Origin of the sequence: Mixta sp. BE291 (genome assembly GCF_031457955.1) — a bacterium.
Lineage (GTDB): Bacteria > Pseudomonadota > Gammaproteobacteria > Enterobacterales > Enterobacteriaceae > Mixta.
This window is the reverse complement of record NZ_JAVDXN010000003.1, coordinates 421207-435469: the sequence shown is the minus strand read 5'-3', so window position 1 is coordinate 435469 and position 14263 is coordinate 421207. Positions and strand designations below refer to the sequence as shown.

Here is a 14263-nt window from a genome sequence, read left to right as displayed (position 1 = left end):
TCTCTGAGGGTGAAATATCTTTACGTCAGCCGAACTGTTTTTTTAATTAACTCAGTTTCGGCGGATTTATTAAGCATCGCGCGTAAATAGTCATATCATTAAAAGGATTTATCATATGTTCTCATTTTGGAGAAAAACCGATTCCAGGCCCGTTATGGCAGCCAATAATGTGCCTCTGTCAGACATATATTGCGGCAAGAAAACCATTAACGCTCAGTTTGGATCGGCCTTTAGTAAAAATCTCGTAAGCGTTGTTAATAATAATATTAAGATGAATACCTCGGAGTCCACGCGTGGGAAAATGCATCCTGCAATGATAAACGACTTACACAGAATGAAGTATTACGTCGACGGTAAAGCGGTTAGCGCGCCCGGCAACATGGATAAAAGCCTGGCTAATTTTAATAATATTACCCATAGTGATGCCTCGCTGGCATGGCTTCCGCAATATATCGATTCGCTTTCCGCTTTTCTGCATCAGGGTATCTTTGTCGACATCTTTGAAAGCGTTCCCACGTGGCAGGACGAGCAGGGCAAAAGCTGGGATATTCAAATGATTTCATTAGATTCACAAAAAACCAGTAATTCATTCTATATCAACCGTCACGGCGTAATAAAAGTTATTGTGCAAAGCGGCGTCAGTAATCTTATATTAAAAAGCGGAGAAATAATTAAGGCCGATAGTAAAGACAGCCATTTACAAATGCAGCTCACTTTATCAACGCTGAAAAATGCAGATGGCAGCTTTATAGTGTCCGATGCGCTAAATAAGGCTGACCACGCGGTTTTAACGGTAAACTGTCAGGACATCATGTAAGGTTATCGCTTTGACGGAAGAAGTAGCCCGTCAGGAAACAAAAACCCTGGCGTTAACGCCAGGGTTTTTATCATGCAGAAGACTTAATCGTCGCCGTTCAGCCCGGCGCGGTTCAACAGGAACTGCGACAGCAGCGCGACCGGACGACCGGTTGCGCCTTTGGCTTTCCCTGAACGCCAGGCGGTGCCCGCGATATCCAGGTGCGCCCAATTATATTTGCGCGCGAAGCGGGCGAGGAAGCAGGCTGCGGTAATCGCGCCGCCCGGACGTCCGCCGATATTCGCCATATCGGCGAAGTTGGATTCCAGCTGCTCCTGATACTCATCCGCCATCGGTAGACGCCAGGCACGGTCGCCCGCCTGCTCGGAAGCGCCGATCAGCTCGTGCGCCAACGGGTTATGGTTCGACAGCAGGCCGCTGATATGGTGACCCAGCGCAATCACGCAGGCACCGGTCAGGGTGGCGACATCAATCACCACTTCCGGCTCGAAACGTTCAACGTAGGTCAGCGCATCGCACAGCACCAAACGGCCTTCGGCATCGGTGTTCAGCACTTCCACCGTCTGGCCTGACATGGTGGTCAGCACATCGCCCGGACGAAACGCCCGGCCGCCCGGCATATTTTCGCAGCCAGCCAACACGCCAACCACGTTCAGCGGCAGGTTCAGTTCCGCCACCATGCGCATCACGCCATACACTGAAGCCGCGCCGCACATATCATATTTCATCTCATCCATGCCTTCGGCAGGCTTGATGGAGATACCGCCGGAATCAAAGGTCAGCCCTTTGCCCACCAGCACGATAGGTTTGCTTTCCGGGTCCGGGCTGCCTTTGTAATCGATGACCGACATCAGCGATTCATTCTGCGAGCCGTGGCCGACCGCCAGATAGGCGTTCATGCCCAGCTCTTTCATCTGCTGCTCGCCAATCACGCGCGTAGTGATGTTTTTGCTGTAGGCATCCGCCAGCTGACGCGCCTGCGAGGCGAGATAAGCGGCGTTACAGATATTTGGCGGCATATTGCCCAGATCTTTCGCTGCTTTAATGCCTGCGGCAATCGCCAGACCATGCTGAATGGCGCGCTCGCCGCTGGTGAGTTCGCGGCGCGTAGGCACGTTGAACACCATTTTACGCAGCGGACGACGCGGTTCCACTTTATTGCTTTTTAGCTGATCGAAGCTGTAGAGGGTCTCTTTCGCTGTTTCCACCGCCTGGCGTACTTTCCAGTAGGTGTTACGCCCTTTAACATGCAGTTCGGTCAGAAAACAGACCGCTTCCATCGAGCCGGTATCATTCAGCGTATTGATGGTTTTCTGGATCACCTGTTTATACTGGCGCTCGTCCAGTTCACGCTCTTTTCCACAGCCAATGAGCAAAATCCGCTCGGAAAGGATATTCGGCACATGATGCAGCAGCAGCGTTTGGCCCACTTTACCTTCCAGCTCGCCACGGCGCAGCAGGGCGCTGATGTAGCCGTCGCTGATTTTATCCAGCTGTTCGGCGATCGGCGACAGACGGCGCGGCTCGAAGACGCCTACAACGATACAGGCACTACGCTGTTTCTCCGGGCTACCGCTTTTTACACTGAACTCCATGCACTCTCCTGAATCTTAAAGACAACGGCGTTGGCTGCGGCTAGAATGTACCGCTTCGTAACGCTTACGCCGTTGCGTACGACGTTCTTAGTAAGCAAAACGTCAGTTGTGTTTCAGTGACATTGTTATTTTTTACGTCACCTGAACGCTTGTGTCATACAATAGATCTATGACAACGGCCATTGATGATGAAAAATGGCGAATAAGCGTTGAAACTATCGATTTTCCAGCAAAAAGACAAGTTTTCACAGGCATACGAAGCGTGATAATCATTAGATATCTGGTTCGGGAAACGCTCAAAAGCCAGCTGGCAATACTCTTTATCCTGCTGTTGATCTTCTTCTGTCAGAAGCTAGTCAGGATCTTGGGCGCTGCCGTGGATGGTGAGATCCCGACAAACTTAGTTCTCACCCTGTTAGGGCTCGGCGTGCCGGAAATGGCACAGCTTATACTGCCGCTCAGTCTGTTCCTGGCCATTTTAATGACGCTGGGGCGGCTGTATACCGAAAGCGAAATTACCGTGATGCACGCCTGCGGCCTAAGCAAGGCGGTGCTGGTCAAAGCGGCGATGGTATTGATGCTGTTTACGGCGGCGGTGGCGGCGGTTAACGTTATCTGGCTTGGCCCCTGGTCATCGCGCTATCAAAGCGAAGTGACGCAGAACGCCAAAGCGAACCCTGGCGCCGCGGCGCTGGCGGCAGGGCAATTCCAGCAATCCAGCGACGGCAACAGCGTACTGTTTATTGAAGATGTGAAGGGCAATCAGTTCGGTCACGTTTTCCTCGCGCAGCTGCGTCCGAAAGGCAACGCGCGCCCGTCGGTGGTGATGGCGGACAGCGGCCATATGGAGCAGCGTCTGGACGGCTCGCAAGTGGTGACGCTGGATAAAGGCACCCGCTTCGAAGGCACCGCGCTACTGCGTGATTTCCGCATCACGGACTTCACCAACTATCAGGCGATTGTCGGCTACAAAACCGCCACGCTCGATCCTAACGATGCCGAACAGGCGGAGTTTAAGGATCTGTTCGGCAATGCCTCGCCGGATTTCCGCTCTGAACTGCACTGGCGTTTGACGTTGATTTTCGCCGTACTGGTGATGGCGCTGATGGTGGTGCCGCTGAGCGTGGTAAACCCGCGTCAGGGTCGCGTGCTCTCTATGCTGCCAGCGATGCTGCTCTATTTAATCTTCTTCCTGTTGCAGAGTTCGCTGAAATCAAATGGCGCTAAAGGGCGGCTCGATCCGGCCATCTGGATGTGGGCGGTTAACCTGGGTTACCTGGCGCTGGCGATTGCGCTGAACGTGTGGGATACGGTGCCGATGCGGCGTCTGCGCGCCCGCTTTACGCGTGGAGGCTCATTGTAATGTTTGGGGTATTAGACCGTTACATCGGTAAAACCATCTTTAGCACCATTATGATGACGCTTTTTATGCTGGTGTCCCTTTCCGGCATTATTAAGTTCGTTGATCAGCTACGTAAAACCGGGCAGGGCGCCTATACCGCGCTGGATGCCGGTTACTACACCTTACTCAGCGTACCGAAAGATATTGAGACTTTCTTCCCGATGGCGGCGCTGCTGGGTGCGCTGCTGGGGCTGGGTACGCTGGCGCAGCGCAGCGAGATGGTGGTAATGCAGGCTTCCGGCTTTACGCGTTTGCAAATCGCGCTGTCGGTGATGAAAACCGCTATCCCGCTGGTGCTGTTAACCATGGCAATTGGTGAGTTTGTTGCGCCGCAGGGTGAGCAGATGGCGCGTAACTTCCGCGCTCAACAGCTGCTCGGCGGCTCGCTGCTTTCTACCCATTCCGGGCTGTGGGCGAAGGACGGCAACAACTTCATCTATATAGAGCGCATCAAGGGCAACAATGAACTTGATGGCATCAGCATCTATAACTTCAGCGATCAGCGACGGCTGCAGAGCGTACGCTATGCCGCTACCGCCACCTGGGATAAAGAGAATCATCGCTGGAATCTGGGGCAGGTTGATGAATCCGATCTGACCAACGGCAAACAGATCACCGGCAAACAGAGCATTAATGGCCAGTGGAAAACGAACCTCACGCCGGACAAACTTGGCGTGGTGGCGCTGGACCCGGATGCGCTATCGATTCGCGGGCTGTATAACTACTCTAAATATTTAACGCAGAGCGGTCAGGAATCGGGACGCTATCTGCTTAATATGTGGGGCAAGATCTTCCAGCCGCTGTCGGTGGCGGTAATGATGTTAATGGCGCTGTCATTTATTTTTGGTCCGCTGCGTAGCGTATCAATGGGCGTGCGCGTGGTAACCGGCATCAGCTTTGGTTTTCTGTTCTACGTGCTGGATGAGATTTTTGGTCCGCTCAGCCTGGTTTATGGTTTACCGCCTATTTTGGGTGCGGTGCTGCCCAGCGCAGCCTTCTTCGCCATCAGCGTCTGGATGCTGATGAAGCGACGCTAAGCGTCAGATGCGGCAGGCTGCTGCCGCATCGCTTTACGCTTTACCTGCTGCCATTCACCGTTACGCTGCTTCCTGCTTCCTGCTTCCTGCTTCCTGCTTCCTGCCTCCTGCTTCCTGCTTCCTGCTTCCTGCTCCCTGCTCCCTGCTCCCTGCTCCCTGCTCCCTCTATTCCCCGTTCTTAAGCAGATCGCTTTTTATAAATTAACGCTAGAGTCATGAATCTCTATTTTTGCAAATCTATTTCTCTGCGAAATATCTGAATTTCATCAGACGTATTTTATTTCGGCCCTGTTAAGAAAAGTCTAATTCCGGGCAAGGTTTTTTTTAATTGCTGCTTCAGGCCTGATAAATTTTTGCAGTTATAACAGGTTAGCGGCTAATGCTAATTGCCTCATACCTAAGCAGAAAAGCAAATAAGTCGCTATCACAGGCGAAACGGTGCTGATTAGGGCCACTCTTCCGGGTTATTGTCAGTGGGATTTATATTTCTTAACAATTTGCCGCCACTGAATATTACATAAACTCCCGTTTGGTCTATGCTTTATAACTATTACGGTAAGTTATCGGAAACGTTCGATAATCAATGCAAATTCTGAACGGCGCTATTTTGTGGAGGAACAGTGATGACGAAGAAAATTGCGCCGCACCAGCAGGTAACGGAACAGTACGAAACCCTGCCGCTGGCAGAAGAGCAGGCGGAGATCGGCACGCAGCGCGTAGTGGATCGCCGCATCCGTATTAGCCGCTCTACGACAACGGCAGAAAAGCTGTTAGAGACAGAGCTTTGGCATGAAGAAGTCGAAATAGAACACATCGAAAAAAATGAACCGGTTGAAGAGGGATATTTTCCACAGGTTCGCCAGGAAGGCGATGTGTTAATTGTGCCGGTGATTGAAGAGCAAGTGGAAATTATTCGGCACTATATACTGAAAGAAGAAGTTCATATTCATAAGCTGAAAAAAAGCGAACAGTTTCAGCAGAAAGTGACATTACGCAGCCAGGAGATAGAGATCAACAAGGAAGATACTTAACCGTTAACCTAAGCACGAGGAGACTATTATATGGCACACGAAAAAATCGTAACTGCTTTTAATCAGGTACAGCAGGCGGAAGTGGCTAAAGAGAAACTAATTGCCGAAGGTATCGCGGAAAAGCATATTGATATTATTTCAGGTGAAAGATTACGCGTAGAAGGTAAAGAGATCCGCCATCCAAGCTTCTGGCAGCGCCTGTTTGGTGATGACGTTGATGATGATTACGCCACCGAATATAACAAAGCGATTCAGGGCGGCGGCGTGCTGCTGACCGTACGCGCACCGAAAGAAGATGCCGACCGTGTAGAAGCGCTGCTGGATCAATATTCCACAGATTACTCTGCATCTTATAATCGTTCAGGTCTGGCAGATACCACCGGCGCTAATCGTGAGCATCTGGGTGAAACCAACGATCTCACCGGCCGCACCACCTCAGCGGGTTTTGCTGCGGGTGCCACTGGCGTAACCGGCAACAACAATCCGACCTCAGGCGTGCCGGGTACGCTGGATGACAAAAACAGCAGCAAAACCGATCTGGCGCACGATGCCAGCACCTCCGGTATTGTGACCGGTACGGGTATCGGCGCAACAGGTAAAGCAGCAACCGGCATTGCAGGCACCACTGGCGCTGCGCTAACCGGCAGCGAAGAGCGTGATGCCCTGAAACTGGCAGAAGAAGAAGTCGCTATTGGTAAACGTCAGGTAAGCGATGGCGTGGTACGCCTGCGTCGTTACACCGTGGAAGATGAAGTAGCGGAAGACGTATCGCTGTTTGAACAGCATGCTGATGTGTTCCGCAACGCAGTTGATGAACCCGCTTACCTGAGCGACGTTGACTGGTCCGATAAAACCATCGAAGTGGAAGAGTCGCACGAAGTGCCAACGGTGAGCAAAACCGCACGTATTAAAGAAGAAGTTGGCGTACGTAACGAAACCTCAGAGCGTGTAGAAACGGTGAAAGATACCGTTCGCCGTCAGGAAGTGGAAGTCGAGCAGACCGGCGCAACCGGCCTCGCGAAAGATCCGCTGACTGGCACCAACACCGGCGTGGGTAAAGATAACCTGACCGGTACCAGCACCGGCCTGGAAAAAGATAACCTGACCGGCACCGGCAGCGATCTTGAGAAAGACCGTCTGACCGGCCTGAAGAAGTAATTACTCTCCCTGGCCCGCGCTGAGCATTTGCCACAGCGCGGGCAGCTGCGTTATTCCCCACAGCAGCAAGCCTATACAGCCACCCACCAGCGTTCCATTGATACGAATAAACTGCAAATCCTTGCCAATGTTCAGCTCAATCTGTTGCGACATCTCACGTGCATCCCAGCTTTTCACCGTGTCGCTGATATGGCGCGTCAGGAAAGCGGCGAACTCAGGCGCAACCGTACGCGCCGCCTGCTCCATATGCTGATTCAGCGAGCTACGCAGCGCGCTGTCACTCACCAGCGTTTCGCCCAGCCATAATCCCGCTTCCGCCACGCGTTGTTGTACACGAGAATCTTTGGCGTTCAGATCCGCTTTTAGCCATTCACGTAAATCGCCCCACAGCTCGCCAATATAGCGATTCAGCGCTTCATCCTCTTTCAGATAGCCTTTAATGGTTTCTGCGCGCTCCGCCATATCGGGATCGTTTTTCAGTCGCTCGATCAGCTTTTCAACGGCACGATTAAAGCCCATCCGCAGCTCGTGGCCCTGATCCTGCGTAACGTCATCAAGCAGGGAGTTCACCGCGCTGGAAACCAGATCGGCGCTGTGTTCGCCCAGCCATTCGGTTGGCAGCACTTTTGCTTTAATCGGATGCTCACGTTTCAGCCAGCGCACAATTTGCATGGCGATAAACTCACGCGTGCTTTCCCGGTTAATCAGGCGCAGCAGCTGTTCGACGGCAGCATCCAGCAGCGCCTGATGGCGGTTATTTTTCGTCAGGCTTTCCAGCAGCAGGGCGCTTGACTGTGTCAGGTCCACTTTATCGATCGCTTTATGCACAGCGCGACGAATAAAATGCTGGATACGCGTATCATCGGTGAGATCAAGGAAGCCGCGCATCAGCTGCAACAGATGCTGGCCCAGCCGCTGCGCGTTATCCGGCGCGCTCAGCCAGTTGCCAATAAGCTGTGCCGGATCGTGACGACGAATCAGCGCCAGCAGCGAATCCGCATCAAGGAATTTCTCCTGTACGAAACGGCCAAGGTTTTCACCGATGCGATCTTTATTACGCGGAATAATCGCCGTATGGCGAGAAATAAAAGGGACGGGAACGCGCCGAAACAGCGCAACCACGGCAAACCAGTCGGCCAGCGCCCCTACCATTGCGGCTTCCGCTACCGCTTTCAGACCGCTCACCCACAGCCGGGGCGGCATAAACAGCGTAGCAATAAAGGTTGCTGCAGCGATCAACAGCAATGAAAGCGCGAGGCGCTTGGCTCGTTTAAGTTCGTTTATTTTTTGCATGCTACCAGCATAGCGTAGCGCGTTAAGAAAATCGTGCTTCACTTGTGGAAGGTTAATGCTAAGGCAACCAGCGCCAACAGCAGCACAATCCACAGCACCAGAAACAGACTAAAGCCGCCTTTTCTTTTCAGCGGTGCCGCCGCCTGTGGCGTTGGGGCTAAATGAGGTGGCGTTGGCGCAAATTTTTTATCCGACCGTTCCTCGACCTGCGCCGTAAGCGTAATGCCTTTTTTCGGCACGGTAATAATAATATTTTCCTCAATGCCGACGCGCTTTAATGTTTTTCGCAGAATAGAGATATTTTGATACAGCGTATTGACCGTGACTTCCATACCATGTTTGCGCCAGACTTCATTCATAAAGTCCTCCTGCGTAATAACGCATCCTTTTTTCTCAATTAATAATGATAAACAGCGGCTGGTTGGCTGATTAAGCTTTGTATCCTTTTCTGGATAGAATTTACTTGAGGTTAAAGTGTGTTTTGATGGATCGAAGATAACGTTATTATTAATGCAGTAGAACATGGTTAATCCCTCAGCTGCCTGGTCCATAAGTAACAATATACAACGGATGAATAGAGAGCCAAGCTAGCATAAGGTTCTTTCCCATTCAAATCTCTTACAGAGAGCCGGGTGAATTAAAAGGAAGTATAATCTTATTTTTCATAAAGTTTAAAATCACCCCAGCCGTGCGGTCATTTACTTTTATTTGTCTTTTTTTGATTTTAATCATTTTTTGATGATAATTCAGCGTATTAGCTTGCGGTTTATTTCTCATGTTATGAAGTTTCATTTCATTCCCCTGAATTATTCATTCTTCACTTTTCATTTTTGAGCTTTCTTGTAGTTTTGCTGTGGTCACGCATTTCAGCGGTTGCCGTTAATACGTTAAGTAATTACGACGGCGCTGGGTGCGGTGCCAGCTAATAAATTAATAACCCGGGTGATGTTTTATAACCCCTTCGTTTTGTGCCTCTGCTACGCCTGCCGGTAAATTTGGCTGGCCGCATCAGAAGCGATTGTTATGGCTGCGCTATTGTTATGACTACGCCAGGGAATCAGAAAACGAATATCCATTGATATTCGGGACAATCACGATCAATCAGCTCATAAGGATATATATGAATCGTTTTAACAAAATCTCATTGGGACTGGCGTTACTGTTTGCCTCGGCCTCTACGCTGGCCTACGATGGGACTGTTAACTTTAATGGTCAAATTATTGATAACGGCTGCAAAGTTGCATTGAGCAGTGATAGTGCTGGCAGCATGATAGTCAGTATGGGAAAAGTGAGTAAAAGTGGTCTTATGGGCGGTAAAGGTATGATCTCGACCCCCGTCGAGTTTAATTTAACCCTGACCGATTGCCCGGCACTGACCGCGCAAGTGAAGTTTGATGGCGCTATTCATAAAAGCGATCCGAATGCTTTGGCTATTAGCACCGGCACCAGCGCAGCGGAAAACATCGGTATCCAAATTTATGATGAAGGTATGGAAAAAGTGCCGATGTTTACCGCATCCCGTTCTTTCGAGTTGCAGGAGAACCAGGAAAATAAACTGAAATTCTATGCCAGTTATATTTCCACGGCGGATACCGTTACTGCTGGTGTGGCTAACGCGTTTGCTAACTTCACCATAAACTATAACTAAACCATTCTGTAATGGGCCAGCCTGTGGCCCATTACTTCTGTCAGGGATTGCCGGAATGTATAAAAGGGTTTTTAGCCTGTTATTTATGCTGACGCTGGTTAATAGCATGGCGACTGCGGGCGTTATGGTAGGCGGCACGCGCATTATTTTCCATGGCGACAAAAAAGAGACCTCAATTAGCGTCACCAATCCAGATAATAACGTCTGGTTAATTCAGTCCTGGGTGGAAAGCCCTGATAAAAATAAAGCGCCTTTTGTTTTCTCGCCGCCGCTTTTTCGTCTCGACAGCCAGCAAAAGAACATTTTACGCCTGATGTATACCGGCACGCCTTTACCGCAGGATCGGGAAAGTCTGTTTTGGGCCAATATAAAATCGATTCCCCACGCGGCAGAAGCTGAAAACGTGTTGCAGATAGCGATAAAAACGCAGATCAAACTTATCTGGCGTCCCGCCGGGCTGGAGAAGATCCTGCCCCGCGCCGCGATGGCTAAACTCAGCTGGCGCTGGCAGCAGGGCAAACTGCAGGTCACTAACCCCACGCCCTATCATATGAATTTTCACTCTATTGCGGTCAACGGCAAAACGCTGACCGATCCAGGGTGGGTCGCGCCTTTTGCCGTTAAGGAATATTCCCTGGCCCAGCCCACCCGCACCGGAAAAGTGAGCTGGCGCCTGATCAATGATTATGGCGCGGCAACGCCACCCTTTGAAGCGAGCTTCTCAACACACGAACAATAAATACAACTTTACCATTAAGGAAAATATATGGCGGAGGGAAAATTACGCCACTTATTATTGCCGTGCATGGTGACGGCAATTATTCAGGCTAACAGCGGTTATGCCGTTACTTTTAATCCCGCGCTGCTGGAACGCCAGGGAGAGGATAATGAAGCGGTGGATCTCTCTGCTTTTGAAAATAGTCCTCTGTTGCCTGGCCGTTATCGGGTGGAGGTGATGGTCAATCATCAACCGCAGGAGACGCGTGACGTTAACTTTATATTGTCAGACGCGCAGACGCTGATCCCCTGCCTGAGCCTGGACGATCTGGCGCGCTACGGTATCAATGTCGCACGCTATCCGGCGCTGCAACAGAGCAACGGCTGCGCCGACGTTACGCGGATTAATGATGCCGCCGTGCAGCTGGATGTGAACACCCAACGGCTGCTGTTAAGCATTCCACAGGCGGCGTTAATTTATCAGGCGCGTGAGAGGGTGCCGCCGGAACGGTGGGATAGCGGCATCAACGCGTTGCTGCTTAACTATCGCTTTAGCGGCGCGCACAGCGAGGCGCTGGAAACGCACCGCCGTAACGATGACAACCAGTTTTTAAGCCTGCGTCCCGGCATCAACGTTGGGCCATGGCGCGTGCGCAACTACAGCACCTGGTCGCGCAGCCGCTACCGTCAGAGCGACTGGAACAGCCTTTATACTTACGCGCAGCGCGAGATTGTACCGCTACAAGCGCAGCTGACGCTGGGCGAGAGCAGTTCACCCAGCGATATGTATGACAGCGTTAACTTTCGGGGCGTGCAGCTGGCCTCTGATGAGGGGATGTTGCCGGACAGCCTGCGCGGCTATGCGCCGGTGGTACGCGGCATCGCGCGCAGCCACGCGCAGGTTAGCATTTATCAGAACGGTCAGATTATCTATCAGACCTACGTGGCGCCCGGCGCGTTCGCGATTAGCGATATCTATCCCACCGGCGGCAGCGGCGATCTTACCGTCACCATTAATGAAGCGGACGGCAGCCAACAGCAACTGGTGGTGCCTTTTGCCTCGGTGCCGGTCCTACAGCGCGAAGGCCATTTCAAATACAGCCTGACCGGCGGCGAATACCGTGGCTATGGCAACCACCACGACGGCGATCTCTTTTTCCAGGCGACCGGCATTATCGGCCTGCCGCAGGCATTTACGCTATATGGCGGCACGCAGCAGGCGGAGAACTATCGTTCGCTGGTGGCGGGCGTCGGTAAAAACTTCGGCTGGCTCGGGGCGCTTTCGCTGGACGCCACGCTGGCGCACAGCCAGCCTGCCCATCAGGAGAGCGCACGGGGCCATGCCTGGCGGCTGCGCTACGGTAAAAACTTTATCGACACCGGCACCAGCGTGGCGCTGGCGGGCTATCGCTATGCCACCGACGGCTTCTACAGCCTGAACGATGTGCTGGAGAGCTACGCGCGCGATCGCCCGTGGCAGTGGGATCAACGGCGGCAGCGGGCCGAGCTCACGCTAACGCAGAGACTGTGGGCGGGGGCAGGGGCGTTAACGCTTGGCGCGCTCCATGAAGATTATTGGGACGATCGTCATCAGACGCGCTCGCTGAGCCTGGGTTACAACAACAGCTGGCATGGCATCAGCTTAAGCCTGAACTACAGCTATAACCGCAACATCATAAAACCCGCCTGGCGTAGTAGAAGCGCACAGGAGGATCAGGTGTTGGCGTTATCGCTAAGCATTCCGCTCAGCCGTGGCCTGAACCGTACCTGGGCCAACTATCAGCTGAACAGCGCCCGCCACGGCAGCAGCAGCCATTCAGTGGGTTTGAGCGGCACCACGCTGACGGATAACAACCTGAGCTGGAGCCTGCGTCAGGGCTATACCAACCACAACGAAGGCAGCGGCGGCAGCGCCGAAGTCGATTTTCGGGGCGGTTATGGCGAAGCGGATGCGGGTTACGCCTGGGATCGCCATAACCGCCGCCTGAGCTACGGCCTGAGCGGCGCGCTGGTAGCGCATCGCGATGGCCTTACGCTCGGCCAGCCGCTGGGCGAGACCGTAGCGCTGGTCAAAGCGCCGGATATCAGCAACGCGTCCGTTATTAACCATGTCGGCGTCAGCACGGACTTTCGCGGCTATACGCTGGTGCCCTATCTGCGCGCTTATCGCATCAGCGAGATCGCACTCGATCCGCTGTCGCTACCGGATACGGTTGAGCTACAGCAGAATGCTCAGCAGGTGGTGCCAACGCGCGGCGCGGTGGTGCGCGCTGATTTCAGCGGCAGAGTCGGCCAGCGTGCTTTAGTCACGCTGCTGCGACGTAACGGCCTGCCGGTTCCCTTTGGTGCAACGGTAACGCTTACTAATGAGCAAGGGGATTACAGCAGCATCGTGGGCGATAACGGCGAAGTCTGGCTCAGCGGCCTGGCGGATCGCGTATCGCTACAGGCGAGCTGGGGCCGCCGTGCCGAGAGCCGTTGCCGCGCCGATTTCACACTGCCGGAGTCCAGGAGCGATACCGTGATGCAGTTAAAGACCATCTGCCAGTAGACCGGCGCGAAGAGGATATGCCATGAAAAAGCTAACAAGCGCGCTGCTGCTTATCGCGGGCGCGGCAACGGCAACCAGCGGCTGGGCCGCAGGCTGCGATATCGGTGCCCCTAAAACGCAGCGGGTCATGCTGTCTGATTTGATTATCGATCCTAACCTGCCGCCTGGCAGCCTGCTCGACAGTAAAATTATCAACGTGGCGGGATGGATGGCGCAGAGCTGTAGCGGCAGCGTGCCGTATCGCTCCACCATGAGCGGCAGCTGGAGCCAGCCGAACGCGCTGATACCGGGCGTATATGACTCAGGCGTGCCGGGCGTGGGCGTGAAGATCACCGATTATCGCTTTTCAGATCGTTATGTCCCGCAGAGCACCACGCTGACATCAACAGGCGATAACCCGATACTCGGTTCTGATATTCAGCTGCTGTTTTACCGCACCGGCGATATCACGCCGGGTAGCTTTCCCGGCGGCGAGATAGCACGTTTTTCCCTGCCGGACAGCGACGGCAACCTTACTGACGTGCTTAGCCTACAGCTGATTTCCGGCGAGGTGCGCATCAAAAGCTGCTATGCCAAAACGCCCCACCAGACGGTAGAGCTGGGCACCATCCACCGTGATGCTATTCTCGGCTACGGCAGCACCATCGCGCCAACGGCGTTTAAGATTGAGCTGCTCTGTCAGGGCGATCTGCCGGTGAACGTCTCTTTTTCCTCAGCCAGCAGTATGCCGTCGCCGGATGCGGGCATTGTGCCCATTGATAACATCCCCGGCGCGGCCACCGGCGTGGCGATAAAAGTTTTATATCGCGACGGCAGCCCGCTCACTTTCGATACGCCGCGCACCTATCACCAGGCGGGTGAGCGTGAGATCGCGATTCCGCTGCTGGCGGCCTACACGCCGATTAGCGACACGATAACGCCCGGCGCGGCGCGTGCGGCGATCACCTTTACTATTACGCAGAACTAAGGAGCGAGAAGAGCAACAGAGAGCTTGCACGCCCTGGCCTGGCAGGG

At 53.2% G+C, this 14263-nt stretch carries 13 protein-coding genes; 9 read left to right on the top strand and 4 right to left on the bottom strand.

The features are described 5' to 3' along the window. The first annotated feature begins 154 nt into the window (after positions 1-154). Entirely contained in the window at positions 155-817 is a 663-nt protein-coding gene (locus J2X14_RS09560) for a hypothetical protein (protein ID WP_352410979.1), read from the top strand. 83 nt (positions 818-900) lie between these two features. Here J2X14_RS09560 and pepA read toward each other — a convergent pair whose 3' ends face one another. Further along, entirely contained in the window at positions 901-2412 is a 1512-nt protein-coding gene (gene pepA / locus J2X14_RS09555) for a leucyl aminopeptidase (protein WP_352410978.1), read from the bottom strand. Positions 2413-2674: 262 nt separating this feature from the next. Between pepA and lptF the strand changes: the two genes are divergently transcribed. From lptF to J2X14_RS09535, 4 genes are all read left to right on the top strand, one after another. Then, positions 2675-3775 carry an LPS export ABC transporter permease LptF gene (gene lptF, locus J2X14_RS09550; protein WP_352410977.1) on the top strand — a complete coding sequence of 367 codons (1101 nt, stop codon included), beginning with the start codon at positions 2675-2677 and terminating at the stop codon, positions 3773-3775. Then, entirely contained in the window at positions 3775-4851 is a 1077-nt protein-coding gene (gene lptG / locus J2X14_RS09545; protein ID WP_502889986.1) for an LPS export ABC transporter permease LptG, read from the top strand. Before lptF ends, lptG begins: the two co-directional genes overlap by 1 nt. 623 nt (positions 4852-5474) lie before the next feature. Further along, complete coding sequence (locus J2X14_RS09540; RefSeq protein WP_352410976.1) at positions 5475-5882, top strand: DUF2382 domain-containing protein; 408 nt, start codon at positions 5475-5477, stop codon at positions 5880-5882. A 30-nt stretch (positions 5883-5912) separates the two neighbouring features. Beyond that, the gene (locus tag J2X14_RS09535; RefSeq protein ID WP_352410975.1) at positions 5913-7040 is read left to right on the top strand and encodes a YsnF/AvaK domain-containing protein; all 1128 of its coding nucleotides are present in this window, start codon (positions 5913-5915) and stop codon (positions 7038-7040) included. Here the strand turns inward: J2X14_RS09535 and J2X14_RS09530 are convergent, their stop codons facing one another. The 3 genes from J2X14_RS09530 to J2X14_RS09520 form a co-directional block, all read right to left on the bottom strand. Then, a complete protein-coding gene (locus J2X14_RS09530; RefSeq protein WP_352410974.1) occupies positions 7041-8333 on the bottom strand; it encodes a DUF445 domain-containing protein in 1293 nt (430 codons plus the stop codon). Between the two features lie 38 nt (positions 8334-8371). Beyond that, positions 8372-8857 (bottom strand): winged helix-turn-helix domain-containing protein, encoded by a 486-nt coding sequence (locus J2X14_RS09525; protein WP_352410973.1) that lies wholly within the window; start codon positions 8855-8857, stop codon positions 8372-8374. Positions 8858-8951: 94 nt separating this feature from the next. Then, the gene (locus J2X14_RS09520) at positions 8952-9125 is read right to left on the bottom strand and encodes a hypothetical protein (RefSeq protein WP_352410972.1); all 174 of its coding nucleotides are present in this window, start codon (positions 9123-9125) and stop codon (positions 8952-8954) included. Between the two features lie 328 nt (positions 9126-9453). Between J2X14_RS09520 and J2X14_RS09515 the strand changes: the two genes are divergently transcribed. Genes J2X14_RS09515 through J2X14_RS09500 form a run of 4 tightly spaced genes read left to right on the top strand, consistent with a single transcriptional unit; the run spans position 9454 to position 14216 of the window. Next, positions 9454-9981, top strand: a complete 528-nt coding sequence (locus tag J2X14_RS09515; protein ID WP_352410971.1) for a fimbrial protein — start codon at positions 9454-9456, stop codon at positions 9979-9981. A 55-nt stretch (positions 9982-10036) separates the two neighbouring features. After that, positions 10037-10720, top strand: coding sequence for a fimbrial biogenesis chaperone (locus tag J2X14_RS09510; RefSeq protein ID WP_352410970.1), 684 nt, complete (start codon positions 10037-10039; stop codon positions 10718-10720). Positions 10721-10747: 27 nt separating this feature from the next. Then, positions 10748-13249 carry a fimbria/pilus outer membrane usher protein gene (locus tag J2X14_RS09505; protein WP_352410969.1) on the top strand — a complete coding sequence of 834 codons (2502 nt, stop codon included), beginning with the start codon at positions 10748-10750 and terminating at the stop codon, positions 13247-13249. Positions 13250-13271: 22 nt separating this feature from the next. Continuing rightward, positions 13272-14216, top strand: a complete 945-nt coding sequence (locus J2X14_RS09500) for a fimbrial protein (protein ID WP_352410968.1) — start codon at positions 13272-13274, stop codon at positions 14214-14216. Positions 14217-14263 lie beyond the last annotated feature (47 nt).